Below are 24554 nucleotides of genomic sequence, written 5' to 3' on the forward strand. Positions count from 1 at the left end.
CGCCCGGCGGGCGCGCCTGCCGGGGGCAGGCAGGTGAACGCGCGGCTACAATACGGGCCCGCTTCCGCTTCCCTCCCCACCCCCATGTCCGCTGATCTGCTGCCCGTGCGCCGGGCCCTGCTGTCCGTTTCCGACAAGACCGGCCTGGTCGAACTGGCCCGCGCGCTGGCCGCGCACGACGTCGAACTGCTGTCCACCGGCGGCACCGCCAAGGCGATCCGCGAGGCCGGCCTGCCGGTCAAGGACGTATCCGAGCTCACCGGCTTCCCGGAAATGATGGATGGCCGGGTCAAGACCCTGCATCCGCTGGTGCACGGCGGCCTGCTCGGCCGCGCCGGCACCGACGACGCGGTGATGGCCGCGCACGGCATTCCCCCGATCGACCTGCTGGTGCTGAACCTGTACCCGTTCGAGTCGGTGACCGCGCGCGCCGACTGCAGCCTGGCCGATGCGGTGGAGAACATCGACATCGGCGGCCCGGCCATGCTGCGCAGCGCCGCCAAGAATTTCGCCCGCGTCGCCGTGGCCACCAGCCCGGACCAGTACGACGCACTGCTGGCCGAACTGGCCGCCAACGACGGCAAGCTCTCGGCCGCCCGCCGTTTCGCGCTGTCGGTGGCCGCGTTCAACCGCGTCGCCCAGTACGACGCGGCGATCAGCAACTACCTGTCGGCGATCACCGACACCACCGCCGCGGTGCCGGTGCGCGATGAGTACCCGGCGCAGATGAACTCCACCTTCGTGAAGGTGATGGACCTGCGCTACGGCGAGAACCCGCACCAGAGTGGCGTGTTCTACCGTGACCTGTGGCCGGTACCGGGCACGCTGGCCACCTTCGTGCAGCTGCAGGGCAAGGAACTGAGCTACAACAACCTGGCCGACGCCGATGCCGCATGGGAATGCGTGCGCCAGTTCGACGTGCCGGCCTGCGTCATCGTCAAGCACGCCAACCCGTGCGGCGTGGCCGTGGCCGCCGATGTCGGCGCCGCCTACGAAATGGCCTACAACACCGATCCGACCAGCGCCTTCGGCGGCATCCTGGCGTTCAACCGCACGCTGGATGCGACCACCGCCAAGGCCATCCTCGACCGCCAGTTCGTCGAGGTGCTGATCGCCCCGGACTACGAGCCGGCCGCGCTGGAGTACGCCACCAGGAAGGCCAACGTTCGCGTGCTGCGCATCCCGGCCGGTGACGCGCGCAACAACTACGACACCAAGCGCATTGGTTCTGGCCTGCTGATCCAGAGCGCCGACAACCGCGGCATGACCACCGATGAGCTGAAGACGGTGACCCGGCGCGCACCGACCACCGCCGAGCTGCGTGACCTGCTGTTCGCCTGGCGCGTGGCCAAGTACGTCAAGTCCAACGCCATCGTCTATGCGAAGGACGAGCGCACCATCGGCGTCGGCGCCGGGCAGATGAGCCGCGTCTATTCGGCGCGCATCGCCGGCATCAAGGCCGCCGACGCGGGGCTGGTGGTACCGGGCTCGGTGATGGCCTCCGATGCGTTCTTCCCGTTCCGCGACGGGCTGGACGCCGCGGCCGAAGCGGGCATCACCGCGGTGATCCAGCCGGGCGGTTCGATGCGCGATGCCGAGGTGATCGCGGCGGCCGACGAGCACGGCATCGCCATGGTGTTCACCGGCGTGCGCCACTTCCGCCACTGAGGCCGCAGGCATGGCGGCGGGCGTATTCCGGGCTTTGGCGTCGCTGCTCGCCGCGCTGGTGCTGGCGTCGTGCCGGCAGGATGTGCCCGCGCAAGGCGAGGGGCAGCTGCCGCACGGCCACGATGCGGCCGTGTTGTCGCTGCTCAAGGCGCGTTACGGCGCGCCCGCGCAGCTGAAGGGCACCTGGACGCAACCCCTGGACGACCCGCAGCTGGACCCGGCACGGCAGGTCCAGCGCGAGCTGTGCGCCGACCGCGACATCACCCTCGCCGATGGCCGCTATCGCATGCTGGCCGTGTGCACCCGCTACCTCGATGCGACGCCCGTGGAACTGGGCAGCAGTGATTTCATCGTGCTGCGCCAGGCCACCGACGGCACCCTGGGCGTCGCGGCCGAACTGCCCGGCCGGGCCAGCGGCAGCGGTGGCCGGCCAGGTGCGGTCAGCACCCTGCAGGTGGGCGCCGGCGCCTGGGCCTACCAGATCGACGACGAACTGGTGGTGGTGGGCTCGAGGATGCGCGACCGGGCCTGGCTGGTATTCGATGGCGGCGGCACGGTGGCCGAGGCGGGTTGGCTGCGTACCCACCTGGACAACCAGAATGCGATCGACTGCGTCACCACCGGCAGCTGCCGGCCCGGGACGCTGGACCTGGATTTCGATGCCCGTCCGGACGACAGCCAGCCCGGCCTGCGCTACTGGCCACTGCGCGTGCACGAGACCGGCAACGGCTGCACCGGCGCGGTGGATGCCGTGCATGCCATCGCCTACGATCCGGCGCAATCGCGCTACCTGGTCCCGGCGCGCATGCAGCTGGAGGCCTGCGACTGATGCGGTGGCGCCGGCCCCTGCTCCTGGCGGCGACCCTGGTGGTGACCGCCGGCTGCGGCAACCATGCGCTGGAGCAGGCGCAGCGCAGGGCCGTGGAAGAGATCGGCGCGCAGCTTCCCCGCCCCTATCGCGATGGACTGGTGGTCGAATCGGTACGCCGTGACGGGGACGACCTGGTGCTGGTGATCCGTTCGGCGGACATCACCGTGGCCATGGCCCGGGCCAGGCCCGAGGTATTCGACGCGCTGCGCGCCGACGAGCAGGACGCGATGCTGGCGCTGTGCGACGAGCCGGCGCTGGCGCCGGTGCGCGCCGCCGGCGGTGGAGCCCGCCGCCGTTTCGTCGACGCCGATGGCGCCGTGTTCTTCGACGCCACGCTGAAAGCCTCCGATTGCCCTTCCCCTTGAATGCCCCCTACAGGAACTGCCCCATGAAAATCCTCGTCATCGGCTCCGGCGGCCGCGAACACGCCCTGGCCTGGAAGCTGGCCCAGTCCGTGCGCGTGAGCGAAGTGATCGTCGCCCCCGGCAACGCCGGCACCGCCACCGAAGGCAAGTGCCGCAACGTGGCGGTCAAGGTCACCGACATCGCCGGCCTGCTCGCGCTGGCCCGCGACGAAGCCGTGGGCCTGACCGTGGTCGGTCCGGAAGTGCCGCTGGTGGCCGGCGTGGTCGATGCATTCCGCGCGGCCGGCCTGCGCATCTTCGGGCCGACCGCCGCCGCCGCGCAGCTGGAAGGCAGCAAGGCCTTCGCCAAGGATTTCCTTGCCCGCCACGGCATCCCCACCGCGTTCTACGCCGTGCATACCGAGGTCGATGCGGCGCTGGCCTACCTGCGCGAGAAGGGTGCGCCGATCGTGATCAAGGCCGATGGCCTGGCCGCCGGCAAGGGCGTGATCGTGGCGATGACGCTGGATGAAGCCGAGGCCGCGGTGCGCGACATGCTCAGCGGCAACGCCTTCGGCGATGCCGGCGCGCGGGTGGTGATCGAGGAATTCCTCGAGGGCGAGGAAGCCAGCTTCATTTCCATGGTCGATGGCCGCGTCGCGCTGCCGATGGCCACCAGCCAGGACCACAAGCGCGTGGGCGATGGCGACACCGGCCCCAACACCGGCGGCATGGGCGCGTACTCGCCCGCGCCGGTGGTGACGCCGGAGGTGCACGCCCGGGTCATGCGCGAAGTGGTCGAGCCGACCGTGGCCGGCATGATCGCCGACGGCGTGCCGTTCACCGGCTTCCTGTATGCGGGCCTGATGATCGACGCCACGGGCGCACCGAAGGTGATCGAGTTCAACGTGCGCTTCGGCGACCCGGAAACCCAGCCGGTGATGCTGCGCCTGCAGTCGGACCTGGTCGACCTGCTCGAAGCGGCCATCGACGGCGCGCTGGCAGGGGTCCAGGCGCAGTGGGACCCGCGCCCATCGCTGGGCGTGGTGATGGCCGCCAGGCCCTACCCGGAAACGCCGGTCACCGGCGATGTCATCAGCGGCCTGGACGACGTGCCGGCCAGCGCCAAGGTGTTCCATGCCGGTACCGCGCTGGACGCTGCCGGCAATGTCGTCAGTGCCGGCGGCCGCGTGCTGTGCGTGGCCGCGCTGGGCGACAGCGTCCGGGATGCACAGGCCCACGCCTACGCCGGCGTGGCGAAGATCCACTGGGCCAACGAATTCCACCGCAACGACATCGGCTGGCGCGCGATCGCCCGCGAACAGCAGTAAGCCATCGGTGCGACGGAAGATGAAAAGGGCGGCCTGCGGCCGCCCTTTTCCGTTGCCTGCATCTGCCGGCGCGATGGGACACGGCCCATGGGGCGGGAAATACGAGGTGCGTGGAGGCCCTCGGCCCTCGCCCCGACCCTTCAGCGGTGCACGCTGCCGATGCTGGCCGCCGGGTAGCGCGCGCCGGCCGCGGCGGCGGGCGGGAACACCGCCTCGATCCGCGCCAGGTCGGCGGCATCCAGCACGATGTCAAGCGCGCCCAGGTTTTCCTCCAGGTACGCCAGGCGCTTGGTGCCGGGAATCGGTACCAGGTCCTCGCCACGCGCCAGCACCCAGGCCAGCGCCAGTTGCCCGGCACTGACACCGCGCGCGGCGGCAAGCGCCCGCACCTGTTCCACCAGCGTCAGGTTGCGGGCGAAGTTGTCGCCCTGGAAACGCGGCGAATGGCGCCGGTAGTCGTCCGCGTCGAAATCCGCGGGCGTACGGATCGCACCGGTCAGGAAGCCGCGGCCCAGCGGCGAGTACGGCACGAAGCCGATGCCCAGTTCGCGCACGGTGGCCAGCACGCCGTTGTCCTCGGGCTCGCGCGACCACAGCGAGTACTCGGTCTGCAGCGCGGTGAGCGGGTGCACCGCATGCGCGCGGCGGATCGTCTCCGGCGCCGCCTCGGACAGGCCCAGCCAGCGCACCTTGCCCTGCTCGACCAGCCGCGCCATCGCGCCCACGGTGTCCTCGATCGGCACCTGCGGATCCACCCGGTGCTGGTAGTACAGGTCGATATGCTCCACGCCCAGCCGCTTCAGGCTGGCCTCGCAGGCGGCCTGCACGTAATCGGGGCGGCCGTCGACGCCACGCGCCTGCGGGTCGGACGGGTCCAGGCGCACGCCGAACTTGGTGGCCAGCACCACCTGCCCGCGGCGCCCGGCGATGGCACGGCCGACCAGCATTTCATTGGTGTGCGGGCCGTACATGTCGGCGGTGTCGAGCAGGGTGACGCCGCGTTCCAGCGCGCGGTGGATCACCGCGATGGCCGCGGCATCGTCGCCGCGGCCGCCGTAGAACGCGCTCATGCCCATGCAGCCGAGGCCGAGGGCGGAAACCACGGGACCGTTGCGGCCAAGGGTGCGGGTCTGCATGGCAATGCTCCAGATGGGGGACGGCCACTGTAGGGCGCGGGAACATCGCGATAAATCCGGGTAATCTGCAACATCAATGAAGCAGGACTTCACAATAGCCCCCTCCCTGCTGCCGGCGCTGGCGGCTTTCGCCTGCGTCGCGCGCCACGCCAGCTTCAGCCAGGCGGCGATCGAACTGGGCATGTCGGCTTCGGCAGCGTCACAGTCGGTGCGCACCCTGGAGCGGCGGCTGGGCGTGCGCCTGCTGCACCGGACCACGCGCCGGGTCGGGCTGACCGAGCCGGGCGAACGCCTGCTGCGCGAAGCCGCGCCGGCCCTGGCGCGCATCGGCGGCGCGCTGCAGGCACTGGAGGAAAGCCGTGACGTGCCCGCCGGGCGCCTGCGCATCACCGCGCCGCGGATCGTGGTCGAACAGATGCTGCTGCCGCACCTGCCGGCGTTCTCCGCGTGCTTTCCCCATGTCGAGGTGGAACTGGCGGTGCAGGCGGCGCTGACCGACCTGGTGGCCGAGGGGTTCGATGCCGGCATCCGGCTGGGCGAATCGCTGGCCGATGGCATGGTGGCGGTGCCGCTGGGCCCGCCGCAGCGCCTGGTGGTCGTGGCCGCGCCGGACTACCTGCGCCGGCACCGGCCACCGGAAACGCCGCAGGCGCTGGCAGCGCATGCCTGCATCCGCTACCGGCGCAGCGATGGCCGGCTGATGCCGTGGGAGTTTACCCGCGACGGGCACGATTTCAGCATCGAGGTCGGTGGCGGGCCGATCTTCAACGACAGCGGGCTGGGCCGGCGCATGGCCATCGCCGGCCTCGGGCTGGCGCAGGTGTTCGAGGCGGCGGCGGCCGAGGACCTGGCCGCCGGCCGCCTGCTGCGCCTGCTCGACGCGTGGCAGCCGCCGTTCCCCGGCTTCCACCTGTACTACCCGTCACGCGAGCAGCTCGCGCCCAAGCTGCGGGTGTTCGTCGATTTCATGCGCGACGCCAACGCGGTGTCGTCGTAACGTGCGCGCACACCTGTCCACGAGCGGCACGGCCTTGTCGCCTGGTGGCCGGCACTGCAAGCTTGCGCACTCTCCCCATTGACGATCCACCGCACCGGCATGCGCCCCACCGAACGCCTGTTGAACCGGCTCTGGGCCCATGAAAAGGCCAGCTACGGCCTGCGCGTGTCGATCGCGCTGTCCACGCTGATGGCCGTGTGCTGGTACCGCGGCGACCTGCAGCCGCTGCCGTCGCTGTTCCTGGGCACCATCGCCAGCGCCGTGGCCGAGACCGACGACAACGGCTGGGGCCGCAGCAAATCGGTGCTGTTGTCGCTGCTGTGCTTCGTCGCCGCCGCCGCGGCGGTCATCCACCTGTTCGACTGGCCGCTGCCGTTCGTCGCGGCGCTGGCGCTGGCCGCCTTCGCCCTGACCCTGCTCGGCGCGCTGGGCGAACGCTACGCCTCCATCGGCCAGGCCACGGTGACCCTGGCGATCTACACCATGATCGCGATGGACCAGCACCGCGGCGCCGGCACCGATGCGGCCTGGCGCGACGTGGCGCAGATGCTCGCCGGCGCGGCGTGGTATGGCGCGCTGTCGATCCTGTGGACGGTGATGTTCGCCAACCGGCCGGTGCGCGAGCGGCTGGCACGGCTGTTCGCCGAGCTCGGGCGCTACCTGCAGCTCAAGGCGGACCTGTTCGAACCGGTGCGCCACGGCGACCTCGAGGCGCGGCGGCTGGCGCTGGCCGAGCAGAACGTGCGCGTGGTCGAGGCGCTCAACGCGGCCAAGACCGCGATCCTCAGCCGCTTCGGCCGCTCCGGGCGCCCCGGGGTGCAGTCCGGGCTGTATTTCCGCCTGTACTACATGGCGCAGGATTTCCACGAACGCGCCAGCTCTTCGCACTATCCCTACGAGGCGCTGACCGAGGCGTTTTTCCACAGCGACGTGCTGTACCGCTGCCGGCGCCTGCTGTCGCTGCAGGGCGGCGCGTGCATGGCGCTGGGCCAGGCCATCCGCCTGCGCCAGCCGTTCGACTACGGCGAACGCAACCGCCAGGCCGGGCAGGACCTGGAACACTCGCTGCAGTACCTGCGCGACCAGCACAACCCGCACTGGCAGCGGCTGCTCGGCTCGCTGCAGCTGCTGGCGACCAACCTGTCCAGCATCGCGCGGCAGTTGTCCGAGGCGTCGCTGGCCGACACGCCACTGGAGGGCATCGACACCCGCCTGCGCGATTCCTCGCCGCACACCCTGCGCGAGATGGCCACCCGGCTGCGCCAGGCGCTGACGCCCGGCTCGGTGCTGTTCCGCCATGGCGTGCGCATCGCGCTGGCGCTGATCGCCGGGTACGCCGTGCTCAAGCTGGTGCACCCGAGCAACGGTTACTGGATCCTGCTCACCATCGTGTTCGTGTGCCGGCCGCACTTCGGCGCGACCCGGCTGCGGCTGGTGCAGCGCATCGGCGGCACCCTGTTCGGGCTGGGCGCGACCTGGGCGCTGATGCAGCTGTTCCCGGGCACCACCGTGCAGCTGCTGCTGGCGCTGGCCGCGGCGCTGCTGTTCTTCGTCACCCGCACCGACCGCTACGTGATCGCCACCGCCGCGATCACCACCATGGCGCTGCTGTGCTTCAACCTGCTCGGCGACGGCTTCGTGCTGATCTGGCCGCGGCTGCTGGACACGCTGATCGGCTGCGTGATCGCCGCCGCCGCCTCGCTGCTGATCCTGCCCGACTGGCAGGGGCGGCGCCTGCACCGGGTGATGGCGCAGGTGATCGCCACCAGCGCCCGCTACCTGGACGAGGTGCTAGGCCAGTACCGCAGCGGCATGCGCGACGACCTGCCCTACCGCATCGCCCGCCGCGACATGCACAACGCCGACGTCGCGCTGTCGGTGGCGCTGTCCAACATGCTGCGCGAGCCGGGCTACGCGCGCGGCAACCTGGATGCGGGGTTCCGCTTCCTGGCGCTGTCCAACACCCTGCTCGGCTACCTGTCCGCACTCGGCGCGCACCGCGCGCGCACCACGGTGACCGACGACCCGCTGGTCAGCCATGCCCAGCAGTACCTGCAACAGGCGCTGGCCGGGCTGTCGGCCGCACTCGGCGAGCGGCGGCCGGTGCCGGCGGCCGAGGTCGACGAGGCCGCGCTGGCCGATACGCTGGAGCAGTTGCCCGGCGACAGCGACGACAAATCACGGCTGGTACGCACCCAGCTGGCGCTGATCCTGCGCCTGCTGCCGCGGCTGCGCGCGGCCGCGGACGAAGCGGTGGGGGCGCCGGCGCCCGCCACGCCGGCGACACCGCTGGCCTAGCTGTGTAAACCCAGCACGTTGTTCAGCGGGATTCGGGAGATGGGCGGCTTGTAGTCGAGGCTGGCGTGGGGCCGATGCCAGTTGTAGTGGTGCAGCCAGCCATGGAGGGCGCCGGTGCGCTGCTCTGAGCTGTTGTAAGCGCGGGCATAGGCCCACTCGCGCAGGCTGGTCTGCACCAGGCGCTCGGCCTTGCCATTGGTGCGGGGGGTGTAGGGACGCGTGCGCAGGTGGCGCAGGCCGAGGCGGCGGACCAGGCGCTGGAAGCGGCGCGACCTGTAGCACGTGCCGTTGTCGGTCAACACCCGCTCGAAGCGCACGCTCAGGCTGCGGTAGTAACGCACCGTGCGGATCAGGGCCTTGCAGGCACTGGTTCCGCGCTCGTCCGGCGCGATGGAGGCGAAGGCCATGCGCGAGTGGTCGTCGATGGCCAGGTGGACGTATTCCCAGCCGATGCCCCGGTGCCGATGCGAGCGGTCGCCGGTCACACGGTGGCCCGGGGAACCGATCCGCCCCAGCTTCTTGATGTCCAGATGCAGCAGTTGGCCGGGCCGGGCGTACTCGTAGCGGTTCTGCGGCAGCGCCGGTTCCAGTTCGGCCAGGCGATGCAGCCCGGCACGGCGCAGTAAGCGGGCGATGGTGCTGGGCGCCACGGGCAGCCGCTGGGCGATCTGGCGATAGGTCCGGCGCGAGCGACGCTGCTCCAGCACCTGCGCCACGATGGCCGGCGGCGTGGCATGGGGGCAGGTCTGCGGCCGGGAGCTGCGGTCAACCAGACCCGCAGGGCCTTCCTCCCGGTATCGCTTGAGCCACTTGTAGGCCGTGCGCACGCTCACGCCGGCCGCGTGGGCGGCCTCTTCGATGCGCAGGCCCTGCACGAGGATGCGCTCCACAAGCAGGGCTCGACCGCGAGGCGTCAAACGGGCATGTTTATGCAGGTTCATCCGGGGCTCCTGGGGGCTGGGTTGGTGTCGTAACCCCCATCTTCCAGCGATGCCCCGGATGAACAACCTACTGAGAGATCACACCTAGCGCCGCCCGGACGCGCGCGGCATCGCCAGCAGCGCCGCCAGCGCCAGCGCGATGCCCACCGCGCACACGCCGTTCCAGCCGTACCGGGTCCAGGCCTGCGTGCCCAGCGCCGAACCGGCCGCGCCGCCGATGAAATAGCAGGTCATGTAGGCCGCGGTGATGCGGCTGCGGGCGCTTTCGTCCAGCCGGTAGATCGTGCTCTGGTTGTCGATGTGCACCGCCTGCACCGCCACGTCCAGCGCCAGCACGCCGACCACCAGCGCGGCCAGCGAGACCGGCGCCAGCAGCAGTACCCCCCATGACAGCAGCAACACCACCAGGCCGCCACCGGTCACCAGGCGGCCATGGCCGCGGTCGCTCAGGCGCCCGGCGCGGCTGGCGGCCAGCGCACCGGCCGCACCGACCAGCCCGAACAGGCCGATGCTGGCGATGGAGTAGCCATAGGCCGGCCCGGACAGCAGGAACGCCAGCGGCGTCCAGAACACGCTGAAGCCGGCGAACAGCAGCGCACCCAGCAACGCGCGCCGGCGCAGCACCGGCTCGTCGCGCAGCAGCGCCAGCACCGAGGCGAGCAGGCGCGGATACGACAGCGTCGCCTGCGGCCGGTAGGCCGGCAGCGCGCGGGCCAGCGCCAGCGCCATGAGCAGCAGTGCCGCGCCGGCGACCCAGTACACGGTCTGCCAGGTGCCGATCCCGGCCAGCACGCCCGAGGCGGTGCGCGCCAGCAGGATGCCCAGCAGCAGGCCGGCCATCAGCGTACCGACCACGCGCCCGCGCCGTTCCGGCTCCGCCAGCGTCGCCGCGTGCGGGATGATCACCTGTGCGGCCACCGCACACAGGCCGCTGAGCGCGGTACCGGCCAGCAGTTGCGCGAAATGGCCGGCGCTGGCGCTGACCAGCAGCCCCAGCGCCGCCAGCACGAACAGCGCCACGATCAGCCGCCGCCGCTCCAGGCGGTCGCCCAGCGGCACGATCAGCAGCAGGCCGGCGGCATAGGACAGCTGCGCGACGGTCACCACCCAGCCCACGGTGCCGGCGCCCAGGCCGAACGCACCGCCCAGCAGCTGCAGCAGCGGCTGGGCGTAGTAGTTGCTGGCCACGATCAGCCCGGTGGCCGCCGCCAGCAGCATGACCCGCCGCTGGCTGAGCGCGTTGGCATGGGGGGAGTGGGTGGACATCACGGTCTCGGTCGGGGGAGCAGGCGGCAAGTCTGTGGCGGGGCCTTCCATGACACAAATGTATTGTCATCATCCATTTCATCTGTTTTAGTGATGGCATGTTCACCCTGCGCCAGCTCGAATTCGTGGTCGCCGTCGCCGAGGAAGGCGGGTTCACCGCGGCGGCGGCGCGCTGCCACACCGTGCAGTCGGCGCTGAGCCACCAGGTGGCGCGGCTGGAGGAGGCCTTCGGTGCGCGCCTGTTCGAGCGCGGCCACCGCCAGGTGCGGCCCACCGCCGCCGGCGAGGTGTTCCTGCGCAACGCCCGGCTCACCCTGCAGGCCGCCGACCGCCTGCAGGAGGAGATGGCGCTGGCGCTGGGCACGGTGCGCGGGCGCATCCGCATCGGCCAGATCACCGCGCTCACCGTGGTCGACGTCCCCGACCTGCTGGCCCGGTTCCGGGGCGCGTATCCAGCCGTGGACGTGCACCTGCGCGTGGGCATGAGCGAGGAACTGCTGGCCGAGCTGGCCGAGGGCAGGCTGGACGTGGCCCTGGTCGGCGTCGGCCCGCAGGTGCCACTGCCGGCGCAGCACCGCCTGCTCGACGAGGAAGGCCTGTCGCTGCTGCTGCCGCGCGGGCATGCATTGGCGGCGATGCAGCGGGTGCCGCTGCCCGCGCTCGACGGCGTCCCGCTGGCGGCGCTGGTTCCCGGCGCCGGCGTGCGCCGGATGATGGACGACGCCCTGCGCGAGCGCGGCGTCGCGCCGCGGCTGCAGTACGAGGTCAGCCATGGCGAACTGCTGCGGCAACTGGTGGCCGCCGGGCTGGCGGTCGCGGCGATCCCGGACAGCATGGCCGCGCGCATGCAGGGGGTGGACGTGCGCCCGCTGGCCGAGCCGTTCCGCTTCCGCACCTGCGCGGTCTGGCGCGCCGATCCAACGCCCGCCGCGCGCGCCCTGCTCGACCTGTTGCCCGCCGCCGCGACGCACGGGCCGCGCATCGAACCTGCTAAGGTGCGCCGCAAACCAAGGAACCCACGTGGCCGGCCATAACCAGTTCGCGCTGCTCGGACAGCGCCGCTTCCTGCCGTTCTTCGTCGTCCAGGCGCTGGGCGCCTTCAACGACAACGTGTACCGCCAGGCGATCATCGGCCTGCTGTTCTTCCTCGGCGTCAGCACCAAGGAACGCAGCATCTACGCCATGCTCGCGCCGGCGATCTTCATCCTGCCCTATTTCCTGTTCTCGGCGCTGGCCGGTCAGTTCGCCGAGAAGCTGGAGAAGCAGCGGCTGATCGTCATCACCACCACGATGGAAATCGTGATCATGTCGCTGGCCGCGCTGGGCTTCCTCACCCAGAGCATGCCGGTGCTGCTGGTGGCGCTGTTCTGCACCGGCATGCAGTCCACCCTGTTCGGCCCGGTGAAGTACTCGGTGCTGCCGTCCATCCTCAAGCCGGAGGAGCTGACCGGCGGCAATGGCCTGGTCGAGATGGGCACCTCCATCTCCATCCTCGGCGGCATGATCGTCGGCGGCATGATCTTCACCCTGGCCGGCAGCCACGGCCCGGTCGTGGCCTCGGTGGCGGTGATCGCGCTGGCGGTGGCCGGCAACATCGCCGCGCGGCTGATCCCGAAAGTGGATGCCGGCGCGCCGGACCTGAAGATCAACTGGAACCCGCTGTCCGAATCGCTGGCGGTGCTGCGGATGGCCAGGAAGCAGAAGGCGGTGCGCAACGCGGTACTGGGCGTGTCCTGGTTCTGGTTCGTCGGCACCATCCTGACCTCGCAGCTGCCGACCTACGCCGAGATCAACCTGGGCGGCGGCTCGACCCTGTACATCTTCGCCCTGGCGCTGTTCTCGGTGGGCACCGGCACCGGCTCGCTGCTGTGCGAAAAGCTGTCCGCGCGCACCGTCGAGATCGGCCTGGTGCCGCTGGGCGCGTTCGGCATGAGCGCGTTCCTGTTCGACCTGTACTTCGCCCGCACCGGCGCGGTGGCGGCGAGCGGGCTGGGCGTGGCCGGCTTCCTGGGCCAGCCCGGCAGCCTGCGCATCGTCGTCGACCTGCTCGGCATCGGCCTGTTCACCGGCCTGTTCGTGGTGCCGCTGTTCGCGCTGATCCAGAGCCGCACGCCGAAGTCGGAGATGTCGCGCGTGTTCGCCGCGCTCAACATCCAGAACTCGGGCTTCATCGTGCTGGCGGCGATGGCCGGCCTGCTCACCCAGAGCGTGCTGGGCTGGAGCGTGCCGCAGCTGTTCCTGGCACTGGCCATCGCCAACGTGCTGGTGGCCGGCTACATCTTCAGCATCGTGCCCGAGTTCCTGATGCGCTTCCTGAGCTGGGTGATGGTGCACGCGCTGTACCGCCTGCGCCGGACCGGCATCGAGGAACACGTGCCCGACGAGGGCGCGGCACTGATCGTCTGCAACCACGTCAGCTACATGGACGCGTTGATCCTGGCCGCGGTGATCCCGCGCCCGGTGCGCTTCGTCATGTACTACCGGATCTTCAACATCCCGGTGATGCGCTGGATCTTCCGCACCGCCAAGGCCATTCCCATCGCCAGTCCCAAGGAAGACGCCGAATTGATGCAGCGCGCGTTCGACGCCATCGATGCGGCGCTGGCGGAAGGCGAGCTGGTCTGCATCTTCCCCGAGGGCGCGCTGACCCGCGACGGCGACATCGCCCGGTTCCGCTCCGGGGTGGAGAAGATCCTGGCCCGGCGGCCGGTGCCGGTGGTGCCGCTGGCGCTGAAAGGCATGTGGAGCAGCATGTGGAGCCGGCGCGACACGCGCCTGGGACGGATGCGCGTACCGCGCCGCTTCCGCGCCCACATCGAAGTGGCAGCCGCCCCCGCCATCGACGGTACGGCCACCGACGCGGCGGCGCTGGAGGCCCGGGTACGGGCGCTGCGCGGCGGCGAGGCCTGACCGGCTTTACCGCCTGCCCGGCAAATCGCTACGCTATCCATCCAGACGCGGCTGCAGGGATTGCACGGCACCCGCCGACACCGAGGAAACATGGACATCCCACCGCCCCCTCCCGCCGCTCCCGCGCCGCAGCAGGTGCACCACTACTACCACCCGCAGAAGTCCGGCGGCGTGGCGGCCCTGCTGGAAGTGCTGCCGGGGCTGTTCCTGCAGACGTTCGGCATCGGCCACATGTACGCCGGCAATGTCGGCACCGGCCTGATCATCATGTTCGGCTACTGGGCGCTGACCTTCGTCAACGTCCTGTTGTGCTTCGTCTTCATCGGCTTCATCACCTGGCCGCTGTGCTGGGTCGCGGCCATGATCCTCTCGTCGCTGACCGCGGCGAACGCCTGCAAGTCACGCTGATCGCAACCCCATCGGAGAACCCATGAATACCGTCAATCCCGCCGGCAGCATCCCCAACCACCTGGCCTGGTCGATCATCGCCACCGTCCTGGCCACCTGCCTGTGCTGCCCGCTGGGCCTGGTGGGCATCGTCGCCATCGTGTTCTCCAGCAAGGTGAACAACCTGCTGAGCCAGGGCGACATCGAGGGCGCCCGCCGCGCCTCCAACAACGCCAAGACCTGGTGCTGGGTGGCTACCGCGCTGGCCATCATCGGCGTGGTGTTCAACGCCATCTACTTCGCCATGGGCGGTGCCGCCGCCTACATGGAAATGCTGCAGCAATACCAGTAAGCCGTGGCGCTGCTGCTCGAAACCCGGCACAAGCTCGCGCTGGCGGGGGTCGCACTGGCGATCCCCGCCGGCATCTGGCTGCTGTGGCATTTCGATCCGAACGTCGAGGGCAACCCGTTCCCGCCCTGCATGTTCCTGGCCTTCACCGGCTACTACTGCATCGGCTGCGGACTGACCCGCGCGCTGCACGCCCTGGCCCACGGCGACCTGCTGCGCGCGTTCTCGATGAATCCACTGGGCCTGGTGACCCTCGCCCTGGTCCCGCTGATGGTGCTCTGGTCCGCCGGCTGGAACCCGCGCTGGCTGCAGCCGCTGATGAGGGTGGTGATGGCGCCGAAGCTGTGGCTGGCGGTACTGCCGGCCTACTGGGTCGCCCGCAACCTGCCCTGGTACCCGTTCACCCTGCTCGCACCGGGCTGAAAAGAACAGCGCTGCGCGCCGGCACTCCCATCCGCGCGACGTACCCGGCACCTCCACCGGCCAATGCCGTGGCACCGGCTACCAGTGCTTCGCGACTCTATCCGCCGCAGGGACTCACCCCACCCAGCCGGCGATGATCAACAGCGCCAGCAGCGCCATCCACAACAGCAGCATGCGCCAGACCATGCTCATCGCATCGCGCAGTTCGGGATGACGTTCGGCGTGCGGAACCAGACCGGCCTCGCGCGCATCGGCCGCGTCCTCGGCCAGTTCCATGCCGACGCCTGCACGCGCGGCCTCGCCCAGGAAGCCCAGGTCCAGCGCCCAGCGGTTGCCACCGGCACGGCGCCAGGCCGAGAACACCGTGTCGAAATTGCCGACCAGTGCCATCGACAGCGTCATCAGCTGGGCCACCGGCCATTCCAGCACGGCCAGCGCCCAGGCGCCCGTCCCGCGGGCTTCGGCGGCCACGCCAGCGGCGATCGGGCCGTGTACGGACTGCACCAGCAGGCGGTACAGCACCGCGCCCAGCGGGCCCAGCAGCAGGAACCAGAACAGCGGCGCGAACCAGCGCCGCAGCGCGTTGTACAGGGTCGCGTCGACCAGCGTGGGCATATCCTCGCGCAGGCTGCCGCCGGCAGACTGGAGCTGGGCGACCGCTGCGTCGTGGGCCGCCGCATCCTCCGCGTCGATGACCGCCTCGACGTCGCGGTCCAGGTCGCGCGGCCCCCAGCACAGCGCCAGCACCGCCATGCCGAACAGCAGCGACGGCAGCCCGTGCAGGTGCCCGGCCAGCAGCCATTGCACGGCCGCCACCAGCAGCACGCAGGGGGCGATGGCCAGCAGCAGCCCGAAGCGGCCGGCATTGCTGCCGCCTTCATGTACCTGCAGCCAGCCCAGCCAGCGCCCGAACCAGCGCCAGTCGCGCAGGGCCGCCATCGGCGCGGGCGCCAGATGGCCAAGGACCAGTGCCGCGATCACTGCTACCAGGGTCGTGAACATGCGATTCCTCCGGGTCCTGATTGTAGGCCCCGCCAAGGCCGCGCGTGCCGATGCCCGCGACGGCCCGCTGCCGGCCTCATGGCTGCCGGCGCCGGTACCAGTCTTCGATCAGCGTACGTGCGATCGAGATCGGCGGCGACAGCAGGATGCCCTGGCCGTCGTCGGCCTGTTCGCGCCGCAGCGCGGCGCCGATTTCTTCGGCGTCGAACCAGCGCGCGTCCTCGAGTTCGCCGTCCACCTGGGGGACGTCGCCATGCGCGGTGGCCCGGAAACCGACCATCAGCGCGCCCGGGAAGGGCCACGGCTGGGTGCACAGGTACTCGGCCTGGATCACCCGCACCCGGGTTTCCTCGAACACTTCGCGCGCCACGGTCTGCTCGAAGGTCTCGCCCGGTTCGACGAAACCAGCCACCACCGACCAGCGCCGCGGCGCCCAGCTGGCCTGGCGCCCGAGCAGCAGGCGGCCGTCGTGCTCGACCGCGACGATGACCGCCGGGTCCACCCGCGGGTAATGCTCGGTGCCGCACTGGCCGCAGCGGCCGATGAAACCGCCACGCCCGAACACCACCGCGGCACCGCAGACGCCGCAGAAGCGGTTGCGCGAATGCCAGTACGACATGCCACGCGCGTAGCAGAACACGCCCGACGCGTCGGCCGGCCATTCGGCGGCGGCACGGCGCAGGTCGATGCGTCCTGGCGCCCGCGCCCCGACCATCGCCGCCTCGACCACGAACCAGGCGCGCTCGTGCTGCATGCCCAGGAAGATGGCCGTGCCCGGGCCGCCGCCGAGTTCGCGGCCACTGGTCAGGAACGGCTGGCCGTCGGCATCGGCGAAAGCGGTGCCGTCGGCATCGAGTACCAGCACCCGGGCGTCGGGCCACAGCCGCGCCAGCGCATCGGCGTCGTCGCGCAGCGCATCGGCGCGATCCAGCGCGGCGCCGGCAAAGGCGTGTGCGTGGAAGGAAGAGTCGAAAACAGGCATCGTCGGCAGACTACCGGCAAACCACCGTGGCGAGAAGCTGCCCGCGTCCGCGGGGATGCGCGCGTGTCCGCGGCATGGCGCAGGACTCAGACGGCGAAACTGCTGCCGCAGCCGCAGGTCGTGCGGGCGTTGGGATTGCGGATCACGAACTGCGCCCCGGTGAGGCTTTCCGAGTAATCGACCTCGGCGCCCATCAGGTACTGCAGGCTCAGCGGGTCCACCAGCAGGGTCACGCCGTCGGTGACCACCGCCAGGTCGTCGTCGGCCCGGTTCTCGTCGAACTCGAAGCCATACTGGAAGCCGGAACAGCCACCGCCCTGGATATAGACGCGCAGGGCCAGGGCAGCGTTGCCCTCCTCGCGGATCAGCTCGCTCACCTTGGCCGCGGCGGCCGGGGTGAAGTTCAGCGGGCGATCGAGGGACTGGTAATCGGGGGCGGCCGTTGCGCCGGGCAGGGAAACGAGCGTGCTCATGCGACCAGCATGGGGACGGCCGCGCGCCGATTCAAGCCTCCGCCGCTTCAGCCTGCTCCTGCAGCGCCGCCGCCTCGGGCGAAGGCAGCGCGGCCATCGCCGTGGCATGCACCAGGCGGCCGTTGAGCTGGGCGCCGGCGCCCATCTCGACCACCTGGTAGTGGACGTTGCCGTTGACCCGCGCGGTGGGGGTCAGCTCGATGCGCTCGCCGGCATGGACGTCGCCGTCCATGCGCCCGCTGAGCACCACCACCGAGGCACGGACCTCGCCGTCGATGTGGCCCTGCTCGGCCAGGGTCAGCACCGCTTTGGCGCCCTCCTCGGCGATCACCCGGCCCTCGATGCGCCCTTCCACGTACAGGCCGCCGCTGAACATCACGTCGCCACGGATCACCACCTGCGGCCCGATCAGGGCGTCCACGACCAGGTGGCTGTCGCGGCTGGACTTGTTCTTGAACATCACTGCTCCCCTCTGCCGTTGCCGGCGAGTTTCCAATCGAAAGTCTGTGTCGCGCTCCCCCCGGGCCCGGTCAACGAGACTCGCACACGTTGCGGGGTGAAATCCTTGGGCAGCATCACGCTGCCGTCCAGGCGCTGGAAATACCGGAACGAATAGGCCTGCCCGGGCACCTCACGGCGCTGGTGGAGCTCGTCCCAGGTCACCGTCGCCAGTTTGCCGCCCTTGACCCCTTCCACCGAGAACCGCATCTGCCCCTGGCTGATGGCGCCCCTGTTCAGGTTCTGCGTCAGCACCACGCTGTAGTGCCAGGTGCCCGCCGCTTCGGCGGAGAACTCCACCGAATGCGCATTCAGCCCCTTGCGCTGGCTGGTGGCGCCCACCAGGCGCTCGTAGAACGCGACATCCGCGCGCAGCCCGGCGATCTCCTCGTCGCGCTCGGCCAGCGATGCCTGCACCTCGGTATTGGCCGCGCGGCTGATCTTGTCCGACGCCTCCAGCGTGGCCTGGCGCTGCCGCAGCTCCTCGATCTGGGCGCGCTGCGCGGCGACGGTACGCTCGCTCTGGCGCAGGCGCTCGCGCAACCCGCCGGCATCGGGCGAGGCGTAGCGGGCGGCCAGCCAGCCCACCAGCAGCAGCGACAGCAGCCAGGCGACGGCGAGGACGGCCAGCCGCACCCACGCCGATCGCTGCGGCGTTCCCCGCAGGGTGATCTGGAAACGCGAGGGGGATCGATTGCTCATGGCGTTACATGACCGGTGCCGGATCCTGCGCGAAGCGGCACCTTCGCTCCGGTTGAAACGGCTGGGCAGTGTAAACGACTCCCGGCACGGCCCGCCGGGAACTGGCAATCCCCCGGGGCATGGTCGATAGTTGCGATCCTGCTCACAGTTCCCGCGCGAGTCCGCGACCATGACCGAAGCCCACGTTTTCGTCATCGGCATCCTGCTGGCCTGGCTGGCCGGCATCCGCGTGTACCTGACCGTGTTCGGCGTCGGCCTGGCCGGCGTGCTGGGCTGGGTCGAGCTGCCGCCGGCACTGCAGGCCACGCAGTCATGGTGGGTGCTGGGCACCTCGGCCGCGCTGGCGACCACCGAGTTCTTCGCCGACAAGATCCCCGGCGTGGATTCGATCTGGGACCTGCTGCAGACCCTGGCCCGGGTACCGGCCGGCGCCTTCCTGGCCGCGGCGACCCTGTCCCCCGACGGCCAGCTCGGCGCCGGCGCGCTCGCCGCCGGCGCCGGCGTGGCGCTGGCCAGCCATGGCCTGAAGGCCGGCACCCGGGCACTGCTGAACACTTCCCCGGAGCCGGCCAGCAACTGGGCCGCATCGGTGGCAGAGGACGGCGTGGTGATCGCCGGCCTGGCGCTGGCACTGGCCCACCCGTGGCTGGCGCTGGCGCTGGTGGTCGGCGCAAGCCTGCTGGGCGCGCTGACCGTATGGCTGGTCTGGCGCACGCTCTGGCGCGGGGTCAAGCGCCTGTTCGCCGCACCAGCGCCGGCCGCGCCAGCGGCAACGGCCAGGGACCATTCGCTGCCACCGGCTCGTTGACCGCATAATCCACGGCATACGGGGAGTACCGATGGCAAGCAACGACACACCTATCTCCTCCGCCCGCCTGTCGCGCGCGGAGGTCCCGCCGGCAGACTACTGGCAGCGCTGGAGCGTGGGCAACGCGCCGCCGGCCGAAGCGGTCCGCGCGCATATCGCCGCCGCCCCGGCCGCGGCACCCGAAGCAGGCCAGCCCGCGGCCGCCGAAACGCCCTATCGGGTGCTGATCGTCGAGGACGACCGCTCGCAGGCGCTGTTCGCGCAGAGCGTGCTGCACGGTGCCGGCATGCAGGCGATCGTGCAGATGGACGCCGAAGGCGTGCAGCAGGCCATCGCCGAGCACCGCCCCGACCTGATCCTGATGGACCTGCACATGCCCGGGCTCGATGGCATGCGGCTGACCGCGCTGATCCGCCAGAACCCGCAGCAGCAGCTGCTGCCCATCGTGTTCCTGACCGGCGACCCCGACCCCGAGCGCCAGTTCGAGGTGCTCGACAGCGGCGCCGACGATTTCCTCACCAAACCGATCCGCCCGCGCCACCTGGTCGCGGCGGTGGCCAACCGCATCCGCCGTTCGCGCCAGCAGTCGCAGGGCACGGCCGAAGGGGTGGCGTTGAGCAACCCGGAGACCGGGCTGCCAACCCGGCACAACCTGATGCTGCAACTGGATGCGGCGCTGGCCGCGGCCGAGCATGGCGGGCTGATGTTCATCGAGATCGCCAGCGCGCTGGGCCTGCGCGAACGCTATGGTTATGCCGCCTTCGAGCGGCTGATGATGCAGGCCGGCCGGCGCCTGGCCGAAGCCGCGCGCCCGCACCTGCTGGCGCGGTTGAACGACAACAGCTTCCTGCTGCTGGGCCGCGGCATGGACGAGGACGCGGTCGATGCACTGGCGCGCTCGGTACGCCAGGCACTGTCCGCGCACCCGTTCGTGGTGCGCGATGACGAATCGCTGCACCTGCGCTGCGCCGTGGGCCATGCACGCCTGTCGCAGGGTTTCGAGGACGCCGGCATCGCCCTGGAGGCGGTCGAACGCACCGCCCTGCAGGCGCGGCTGCTCGCCGACGGCGTGGCTGCCCACCAGGGCAACGGCGATGCCGCCGCGCAGGAACACCTGGCCCTGCTGGAGGGGCAGATCGAGCTGGCCTACCAGCCGATCGTGGCCGTCGCCGGCAGCGACACCGCGCAGTACCAGGTGCTGCTGCGCCTGCGGCGCAACGACGGCACCCTGCTCTCGGCCGGCCAGGTGATTCCGGCGGCCGAGGCGGCCGGGCGCATCGGCGATCTCGACCAGCAGGTGCTCGACCATGCGCTGGGGCTGCTGCACCGCTACCAGCACGCCGTGCCGCCGATGCGTCTGTTCGTGTCGCAATCGCTGCGCAGCCTCGCCCGCGAGGCGTTCGCCGGCTGGCTGCTCAAGGCCATCGCCGACCGGCAGATCGCCGGCAGCTCGCTGGTCATCGACGTGCGCCTGGGCGACGCGCTGGTACACGCGGTGACATTGCAGCAGTTCTGCGAACGGCTGATGCCCGCGGGCGTGCAGTTCTGCCTGAGCCAGTTCGAACCCGGCGACGAGGCCAACGCGCTGATGACCCAGCTGCCGCTGGGCTTCGTGCGCATGGCCGGACGCTTCGCCGGCAGCCACGCCAGCCAGCAGCTGCGCGACGAACTGCGCGGCGCGATCGATGCCGCGCACCGCGCCGGGCTGCAGATCATCGGCCAGCAGATCGAGGACCCGCAGGCCGCCGCCGCGATGTGGATGAGCGGCATCGACTTCATCCAGGGCAACGTGGTGCAGTCGGTCGGCAGCGAGCTGGACTTCGACTTCCAGAACACGGTGCTCTGAGATGCAGGCAGCCAACCGCTGGGCCATGGCTTCGGCGATGCTCGCGGTCGCCGCCGGCGCGGCGCAGTGGCTGCCGCCGCCGCTACCGGCGCAGATCATCACCACCGTCCTGGCCGCGCTCGCCTGCCTGTGCGCATTGCTGGCCGCGCTCGCCGCACGCGCCCTGGCCGACACGTCCGCCGCGTTCGCGCAGCGCTCGCGCGACAACGAGCGCGAGCTGCAGCGGCTGCGCCAGGAACAGCAGCGCCATGTCCAGCTCGAGCAGCAACTGCTGCAGGCCAAGCAGGATGCCGAGGCGGCGATGCTGGCCAAGGGCGAGTTCCTGGCCACCATGAGCCACGAGATCCGCACCCCGCTCAACGGCATCATCCCGATGCTGGAAATGGTCGCGCAGGGTCCGCTGGCCGCCGAACAGCGCGAGATGCTCAACACCGCCAGCGAGAGTTCGCGGGCGTTGTTCCGCATCGTCGACGACATCCTCGACTACTCCAAGCTCGAAGCGCAGCGGCTGGAACTGGAGATCACCACGTTCAACCTGCGCGAGCTGCTGGACTCGCTGCTGCAGCTGATGCAGCGCTCGGCCGCGCACAAGGGGCTGGACATCACCCTGGCGCTCGACCCGGCGGTGCGGCTGGCGGTGCGCGGCGACCCGGTACGCCTGCGCCAGGTGCTCAGCAACCTGATGGTCAACGCGATCAAGTTCACCGAACGCGGCGGCATCCAGGTGCAGGTGCGGCGCATGGGCGAGACCAACGCGCAGCACCTGCTGCGCTTCGAGGTCCGCGACACCGGCATCGGCATCGATGCGGAACAGCAGCAACGCCTGTTCAGCGCCTTCACCCAGGCCGATGCCTCGACCACCCGCCTGTATGGCGGCACCGGCCTGGGCCTGGCCATCTGCAAGCGCATCATCGACCTGATGCATGGCCGGATCGGGCTCGACTCGGTGCCCGGCCAGGGCTCGACCTTCTGGTTCGAGATTCCACTGCTCAAGGTGATCGGCGACCTGCGCGCACCGGCGCACGGTGCCCACCCGCGGGTGCTGCTGGTGTCCACCGACGCGCGCCTGCGCCAGCGGCTGGAGCTGATCCTGCCGAACTGGGGGTTCGAGGTCCGCAGCGTGGACACGGTGCAGGAAGCGCTGGACCTGCTCCGCACCGGCGGCACCGCACAGCCCTGGCACGCCGTCATCGGCGACCTGTCATCGCTGCGCCTGGGTGTCGCGGCGCTGCAGCGGGCCGGCGGCGACCACCGCCTGGTCTGGCTGCAGGACGACGCACCGCTGCCGGCCGAGCTGCGCGACAGTCCACGCGTGGTATCGCGGCAGGCGGCGGATGCGGCCCTGCGCGCGGCGTTGACGGAACCGGCCAGCCCTGCGCCGGACACCGGCGCGGCCGCGCCCTCCGTCGCGCCGGAAGCGCCGCCCGCTGCCCCGGCATCGCTGGAACGGACGCGCGGACTGATCGGCACACGGGTGCTGCTGGTCGAGGACAACCCGGTCAACCTGCTCGTGGCGCAGAAGCTGCTGGGCGTGCTCGGCTGCGAAGTGGAAACCGCCATCAACGGCCAGCTCGCGCTGGACAAGCTGCACGCCGGCGCTTACCAGGCGGTGCTGATGGACTGCCAGATGCCGGTGCTGGACGGTTACGCCGCCACCCGCCGCTGGCGCGAGCACGAGGCCGCCACCCCGGCCGCGCGCCTGCCGATCATCGCCATGACCGCCAACGCCATGGCCGGCGACCGCCAGCGCTGCCTGGACGCGGGAATGGACGATTACCTTTCCAAGCCCATTTCGCGCGAAGGCCTGCAGGCCTGCCTGCTGCGCTGGTGCGGGACCGCGCCGACCGCCGGCGACGAACCGCCGCAGGCGGCACCGGCCCAGCTCGAGGAAGCCCCGGCCTCGGCCGCGCAGTCCACCGCCCTGCCGGTGCTCGACCGCGAGGTGCTGGACGAACTGCGCGAGATCGCCGGCGCCGAGACCGCCACCATCATCGACGTGTTCCTCGACGACACCACCCCGCTGGTGCGCCAGCTGCAGGAGGCCGCGGTCACACCCGACCTGGACCAGTTGCGCGAACTGGCGCACAGCCTCAAGTCGGCCAGCGCCAATGTCGGTGCCCTGGCCCTGTCGGCGGCGGCGCGCCGGGTCGAACTGGCCGCCCGCTCGGGCAAGCTGGAACGCCCGGCGGTGATGGTCGCACTGATCATTGCCGAGTTCGCCCGCGCCCGGCTGGCGCTGATCGGCTACCAGTCGGACATGCGCGGCGAACGGGCCCTGCAGGCCTGAGCCCGGCTCGCGCGCATGTCGCGCCCGGACGCGCGTGCGGAAAAGGGAGCGGGATCACCACCGAGCAGACGGCGCGGCCCTGGGTAGATGAGCGATGCCGTGGCAGCACGGCGACGCGGCCGCCGTGGCCTGGGCCCGCAAGTGCCCGGCACAGCGCCGGGGCGGGCGCTCAGTCGTCCAGCTTGGTCAGCAGGTAGTTCGGCTCGCCGATGCGCTCGATCAGGTCCAGCTGGGTTTCCAGCCAGTCGATGTGCTCTTCCTCGGAGTCGAGGATCTTCACGAACAGCTCGCGGCTGACGTAGTCGCCGATGCTCTCCGCGTAGGCCACGGCCTCGCGCAGCACCGCCACCGCCGAGGTTTCCAGCGCCAGGTCGCAGCGCAGGATCTCGACCGGACTCTCGCCGATGCGCAGCTTGCCCAGCGCCTGGAAGTTCGGCAGTCCCTCGAGGAACAGGATGCGGTCGGACAACGCGTCCGCATGCTTCATCTCGTCGATGGATTCCTTGTACTCGTGCTCGGCCAGCTCCTTCAGGCCCCAGTTCTTCAGCATCTTGGCGTGCAGGAAGTACTGGTTGATCGCGGTCAGCTCGTTGTAGAGCACCTTGTTGAGGAATTCGATGACCTTGACGTCGCCTTTCATGGGAGTTGCTCCTGCACGCATTGAACGCGCGCACTGTAGCGTCACGGATGCGTCGATGAAGGAACGCGAATCGTATGCATTGGTCCGGCCGCAACGGCGGACCTGACGCATGCGCTCACGCCGCGGCCACGCGCCGCGACGGAGTTCAGGCCACCCTGGCCAGGCCGAGTACCGGCAGCGGCAGGTCGTGCACCGCGCGCGCCTTGGCCAGGAGCTCGCCGGCCATCTCCAGGCAGGAACCGCAGCTGGAACCGCAGCCGGTGCGCATCGTCAGCTCGGCAACCGAACTGCAGCCGTTGTCGGCCGCTTCGCGGATCTGGTGGTCGGTGACACCGTTGCAGATGCAGACGTACACGGGGGCGATGGGCAGGACCGGCCGGGAGTGGCCGGAAGCC

The 24554-nt window shown here is 70.7% G+C and carries 24 protein-coding genes; 14 read left to right on the forward strand and 10 right to left on the reverse strand.

The window, feature by feature from the left end:
• The first annotated feature begins 84 nt into the window (after window positions 1-84).
• The 4 genes from purH to purD are packed head-to-tail and all read left to right on the forward strand — an operon-like array spanning window position 85 to window position 4214.
• A complete protein-coding gene (purH, locus tag QQA12_RS14090; RefSeq protein WP_226049638.1) occupies window positions 85-1668 on the forward strand; it encodes a bifunctional phosphoribosylaminoimidazolecarboxamide formyltransferase/IMP cyclohydrolase in 1584 nt (527 codons plus the stop codon).
• 10 nt (window positions 1669-1678) lie between these two features.
• Window positions 1679-2497 (forward strand): hypothetical protein, encoded by an 819-nt coding sequence (locus tag QQA12_RS14095; RefSeq protein ID WP_233324919.1) that lies wholly within the window; start codon window positions 1679-1681, stop codon window positions 2495-2497.
• Entirely contained in the window at window positions 2497-2904 is a 408-nt protein-coding gene (locus QQA12_RS14100) for a hypothetical protein (protein ID WP_226049640.1), read from the forward strand. Before QQA12_RS14095 ends, QQA12_RS14100 begins: the two co-directional genes overlap by 1 nt.
• Window positions 2905-2927: 23 nt before the next feature.
• Window positions 2928-4214, forward strand: coding sequence for a phosphoribosylamine--glycine ligase (purD, locus tag QQA12_RS14105; RefSeq protein ID WP_226049641.1), 1287 nt, complete (start codon window positions 2928-2930; stop codon window positions 4212-4214).
• 140 nt (window positions 4215-4354) lie between these two features.
• On the opposite strand, the gene QQA12_RS14110 is transcribed toward purD, so the two are convergent.
• A complete protein-coding gene (locus tag QQA12_RS14110) occupies window positions 4355-5350 on the reverse strand; it encodes an aldo/keto reductase (RefSeq protein WP_226049642.1) in 996 nt (331 codons plus the stop codon).
• A 76-nt stretch (window positions 5351-5426) separates the two neighbouring features.
• On the opposite strand from QQA12_RS14110, the gene QQA12_RS14115 reads away from it, so the two are divergent.
• Together QQA12_RS14115 and yccS are read left to right on the forward strand one after the other, a co-directional pair.
• The gene (locus QQA12_RS14115; protein ID WP_056932801.1) at window positions 5427-6347 is read left to right on the forward strand and encodes a LysR family transcriptional regulator; all 921 of its coding nucleotides are present in this window, start codon (window positions 5427-5429) and stop codon (window positions 6345-6347) included.
• Window positions 6348-6446: 99 nt separating this feature from the next.
• Window positions 6447-8645: a YccS family putative transporter gene (yccS, locus tag QQA12_RS14120; RefSeq protein WP_226049643.1), complete on the forward strand. Its 2199-nt coding sequence runs from the start codon at window positions 6447-6449 to the stop codon at window positions 8643-8645.
• Here the strand turns inward: yccS and QQA12_RS14125 are convergent.
• On the reverse strand, window positions 8642-9586 hold the full coding sequence (locus QQA12_RS14125) for an IS481 family transposase (RefSeq protein ID WP_226049644.1): 945 nt from the start codon (window positions 9584-9586) through the stop codon (window positions 8642-8644). The genes yccS and QQA12_RS14125 overlap by 4 nt on opposite strands.
• 84 nt (window positions 9587-9670) lie before the next feature.
• The gene (locus tag QQA12_RS14130; RefSeq protein ID WP_226049645.1) at window positions 9671-10852 is read right to left on the reverse strand and encodes an MFS transporter; all 1182 of its coding nucleotides are present in this window, start codon (window positions 10850-10852) and stop codon (window positions 9671-9673) included.
• Between the two features lie 98 nt (window positions 10853-10950).
• On the opposite strand from QQA12_RS14130, the gene QQA12_RS14135 reads away from it, so the two are divergent.
• From QQA12_RS14135 to QQA12_RS14155, 5 genes are all read left to right on the forward strand, one after another.
• Window positions 10951-11886 carry a LysR family transcriptional regulator gene (locus tag QQA12_RS14135; protein ID WP_054667771.1) on the forward strand — a complete coding sequence of 312 codons (936 nt, stop codon included), beginning with the start codon at window positions 10951-10953 and terminating at the stop codon, window positions 11884-11886.
• Complete coding sequence (locus tag QQA12_RS14140) at window positions 11873-13762, forward strand: MFS transporter (RefSeq protein ID WP_226049646.1); 1890 nt, start codon at window positions 11873-11875, stop codon at window positions 13760-13762. The genes QQA12_RS14135 and QQA12_RS14140 overlap by 14 nt, the downstream gene beginning before the upstream one ends.
• Window positions 13763-13852: 90 nt before the next feature.
• Entirely contained in the window at window positions 13853-14170 is a 318-nt protein-coding gene (locus tag QQA12_RS14145; RefSeq protein ID WP_056932805.1) for a hypothetical protein, read from the forward strand.
• A gap of 22 nt (window positions 14171-14192) precedes the next feature.
• The gene (locus QQA12_RS14150; RefSeq protein WP_054667776.1) at window positions 14193-14501 is read left to right on the forward strand and encodes a CD225/dispanin family protein; all 309 of its coding nucleotides are present in this window, start codon (window positions 14193-14195) and stop codon (window positions 14499-14501) included.
• A 9-nt stretch (window positions 14502-14510) separates the two neighbouring features.
• Window positions 14511-14921 (forward strand): DUF2752 domain-containing protein, encoded by a 411-nt coding sequence (locus QQA12_RS14155; RefSeq protein WP_054668792.1) that lies wholly within the window; start codon window positions 14511-14513, stop codon window positions 14919-14921.
• Between the two features lie 114 nt (window positions 14922-15035).
• Here the strand turns inward: QQA12_RS14155 and ampE are convergent, their stop codons facing one another.
• The 5 genes from ampE to QQA12_RS14180 form a co-directional block, all read right to left on the reverse strand.
• A complete protein-coding gene (ampE, locus tag QQA12_RS14160) occupies window positions 15036-15923 on the reverse strand; it encodes a regulatory signaling modulator protein AmpE (RefSeq protein WP_226049647.1) in 888 nt (295 codons plus the stop codon).
• A 76-nt stretch (window positions 15924-15999) separates the two neighbouring features.
• Window positions 16000-16905, reverse strand: coding sequence for an NAD(+) diphosphatase (nudC, locus tag QQA12_RS14165; protein ID WP_054667781.1), 906 nt, complete (start codon window positions 16903-16905; stop codon window positions 16000-16002).
• 86 nt (window positions 16906-16991) lie between these two features.
• On the reverse strand, window positions 16992-17378 hold the full coding sequence (gene erpA, locus QQA12_RS14170) for an iron-sulfur cluster insertion protein ErpA (protein WP_054667784.1): 387 nt from the start codon (window positions 17376-17378) through the stop codon (window positions 16992-16994).
• A 31-nt stretch (window positions 17379-17409) separates the two neighbouring features.
• Window positions 17410-17838 (reverse strand): polymer-forming cytoskeletal protein, encoded by a 429-nt coding sequence (locus QQA12_RS14175; RefSeq protein WP_056932807.1) that lies wholly within the window; start codon window positions 17836-17838, stop codon window positions 17410-17412.
• Window positions 17838-18578 (reverse strand): DUF6776 family protein, encoded by a 741-nt coding sequence (locus QQA12_RS14180; protein WP_226049648.1) that lies wholly within the window; start codon window positions 18576-18578, stop codon window positions 17838-17840. Before QQA12_RS14180 ends, QQA12_RS14175 begins: the two co-directional genes overlap by 1 nt.
• A 169-nt stretch (window positions 18579-18747) precedes the next feature.
• Here QQA12_RS14180 and QQA12_RS14185 point away from each other — a divergent pair, with 169 nt between their 5' ends.
• From QQA12_RS14185 to QQA12_RS14195, 3 genes are read left to right on the forward strand one after another with little or no spacing between them, the layout of a single operon-like run.
• Entirely contained in the window at window positions 18748-19386 is a 639-nt protein-coding gene (locus QQA12_RS14185; protein WP_226049649.1) for a DUF4126 domain-containing protein, read from the forward strand.
• Between the two features lie 31 nt (window positions 19387-19417).
• Window positions 19418-21232 (forward strand): EAL domain-containing response regulator, encoded by a 1815-nt coding sequence (locus QQA12_RS14190; RefSeq protein WP_226049650.1) that lies wholly within the window; start codon window positions 19418-19420, stop codon window positions 21230-21232.
• A gap of 25 nt (window positions 21233-21257) precedes the next feature.
• On the forward strand, window positions 21258-23519 hold the full coding sequence (locus QQA12_RS14195) for a hybrid sensor histidine kinase/response regulator (RefSeq protein WP_226049955.1): 2262 nt from the start codon (window positions 21258-21260) through the stop codon (window positions 23517-23519).
• A gap of 169 nt (window positions 23520-23688) precedes the next feature.
• Here QQA12_RS14195 and bfr read toward each other — a convergent pair whose 3' ends face one another.
• Window positions 23689-24159, reverse strand: a complete 471-nt coding sequence (bfr, locus tag QQA12_RS14200; RefSeq protein WP_054667795.1) for a bacterioferritin — start codon at window positions 24157-24159, stop codon at window positions 23689-23691.
• A 145-nt stretch (window positions 24160-24304) separates the two neighbouring features.
• Entirely contained in the window at window positions 24305-24514 is a 210-nt protein-coding gene (locus tag QQA12_RS14205) for a bacterioferritin-associated ferredoxin (protein ID WP_054668794.1), read from the reverse strand.
• Between the last annotated feature and the right edge of the window lie 40 nt (window positions 24515-24554).

This window comes from Stenotrophomonas sp. 17(2023) (assembly GCF_030345315.1).
In the GTDB taxonomy this organism is placed as follows: domain Bacteria; phylum Pseudomonadota; class Gammaproteobacteria; order Xanthomonadales; family Xanthomonadaceae; genus Stenotrophomonas; species Stenotrophomonas acidaminiphila.

Excerpts from the sequence above, each read along its gene's own strand:
- purH (WP_226049638.1), top strand. The coding sequence starts at position 85 with ATGTCCGCTGATCTGCTGCCCGTGCGCCGGGCCCTGCTGTCCGTTTCC.
- QQA12_RS14095 (WP_233324919.1), top strand. The coding sequence starts at position 1,679 with ATGGCGGCGGGCGTATTCCGGGCTTTGGCGTCGCTGCTCGCCGCGCTG.
- QQA12_RS14100 (WP_226049640.1), top strand. The coding sequence starts at position 2,497 with ATGCGGTGGCGCCGGCCCCTGCTCCTGGCGGCGACCCTGGTGGTGACC.
- purD (WP_226049641.1), top strand. The coding sequence starts at position 2,928 with ATGAAAATCCTCGTCATCGGCTCCGGCGGCCGCGAACACGCCCTGGCC.
- QQA12_RS14110 (WP_226049642.1), bottom strand. The coding sequence starts at position 5,350 with ATGCAGACCCGCACCCTTGGCCGCAACGGTCCCGTGGTTTCCGCCCTC.
- QQA12_RS14115 (WP_056932801.1), top strand. The coding sequence starts at position 5,427 with ATGAAGCAGGACTTCACAATAGCCCCCTCCCTGCTGCCGGCGCTGGCG.
- yccS (WP_226049643.1), top strand. The coding sequence starts at position 6,447 with ATGCGCCCCACCGAACGCCTGTTGAACCGGCTCTGGGCCCATGAAAAG.
- QQA12_RS14125 (WP_226049644.1), bottom strand. The coding sequence starts at position 9,586 with ATGAACCTGCATAAACATGCCCGTTTGACGCCTCGCGGTCGAGCCCTG.
- QQA12_RS14130 (WP_226049645.1), bottom strand. The coding sequence starts at position 10,852 with ATGTCCACCCACTCCCCCCATGCCAACGCGCTCAGCCAGCGGCGGGTC.
- QQA12_RS14135 (WP_054667771.1), top strand. The coding sequence starts at position 10,951 with ATGTTCACCCTGCGCCAGCTCGAATTCGTGGTCGCCGTCGCCGAGGAA.
- QQA12_RS14145 (WP_056932805.1), top strand. The coding sequence starts at position 13,853 with ATGGACATCCCACCGCCCCCTCCCGCCGCTCCCGCGCCGCAGCAGGTG.
- QQA12_RS14150 (WP_054667776.1), top strand. The coding sequence starts at position 14,193 with ATGAATACCGTCAATCCCGCCGGCAGCATCCCCAACCACCTGGCCTGG.
- ampE (WP_226049647.1), bottom strand. The coding sequence starts at position 15,923 with ATGTTCACGACCCTGGTAGCAGTGATCGCGGCACTGGTCCTTGGCCAT.
- nudC (WP_054667781.1), bottom strand. The coding sequence starts at position 16,905 with ATGCCTGTTTTCGACTCTTCCTTCCACGCACACGCCTTTGCCGGCGCC.
- erpA (WP_054667784.1), bottom strand. The coding sequence starts at position 17,378 with ATGAGCACGCTCGTTTCCCTGCCCGGCGCAACGGCCGCCCCCGATTAC.
- QQA12_RS14175 (WP_056932807.1), bottom strand. The coding sequence starts at position 17,838 with ATGTTCAAGAACAAGTCCAGCCGCGACAGCCACCTGGTCGTGGACGCC.
- QQA12_RS14180 (WP_226049648.1), bottom strand. The coding sequence starts at position 18,578 with ATGAGCAATCGATCCCCCTCGCGTTTCCAGATCACCCTGCGGGGAACG.
- QQA12_RS14185 (WP_226049649.1), top strand. The coding sequence starts at position 18,748 with ATGACCGAAGCCCACGTTTTCGTCATCGGCATCCTGCTGGCCTGGCTG.
- QQA12_RS14190 (WP_226049650.1), top strand. The coding sequence starts at position 19,418 with ATGGCAAGCAACGACACACCTATCTCCTCCGCCCGCCTGTCGCGCGCG.
- QQA12_RS14195 (WP_226049955.1), top strand. The coding sequence starts at position 21,258 with ATGGCTTCGGCGATGCTCGCGGTCGCCGCCGGCGCGGCGCAGTGGCTG.
- bfr (WP_054667795.1), bottom strand. The coding sequence starts at position 24,159 with ATGAAAGGCGACGTCAAGGTCATCGAATTCCTCAACAAGGTGCTCTAC.